This window comes from Pseudomonas donghuensis (assembly GCF_000259195.1).
Lineage (GTDB): Bacteria > Pseudomonadota > Gammaproteobacteria > Pseudomonadales > Pseudomonadaceae > Aquipseudomonas > Aquipseudomonas donghuensis.
The window spans coordinates 1-625 of record NZ_AJJP01000229.1; the positions used below are offsets into that span (position 1 = coordinate 1).

1 pseudogene is annotated in these 625 nt (G+C 60.0%); it reads right to left on the reverse strand.

Annotated features, from left to right (window positions below):
• A pseudogene (locus tag UW3_RS26380) lies at positions 1–625 on the reverse strand (DUF5801 repeats-in-toxin domain-containing protein); the annotation flags it as partial.

Here is a 625-nt window from a genome sequence, read left to right on the forward strand (position 1 = left end):
CTTAGGCTCACATCGAAGCCGGTGACCTGGTACAGGTTCTCGGCGACTGACAGATCGATGTTGAAGGCATCCTGCTCACCGCCCGTGCCGATCAGGGTGAAGTCGAACGTTGCGTTGGCCGCGTCGTTGGCGAACAGGTTGGCGTCGAACGCACTGGTCGCTGTGTCCCCGTCCTTGTCCGTCAGCGTCGCATTGAACGCCAGCTTGACATCACTGGCCAGGCTCTCGGTCTCCTGGATGAACTGGATCACCGGGATCTTGATCTCGCCCCTGGCCATCGTCAGCTGAACCGCGTCGATCAGCGCCGTGCCCTGCTTCTCAACGAGGAAGGAGACCTGTCCACCGGCCTCCGGCGTCAGGGTGTTGACCTCGATGAGGTTGGAGAACGTGCCATCCTCGTAGTAGATCCTGTAGTACAGGTCCTCGGTCGCCGTGTTGTATCCCCCCACGGAGTTGTCGATGAACACCCTCATGGCTGTCAGCAGGCTCTCCGGGTTGATGACGAAACTTTCATCGGCGTTGCTGATGGCTGCCAGGTTGTCCCCTTGGAAGAGGTTATTGGCAACGCCAATGCCGGCTGTGCTGACGTTCATGGCCGCCGGGTCTATGTACGCTGGCAAGGGGT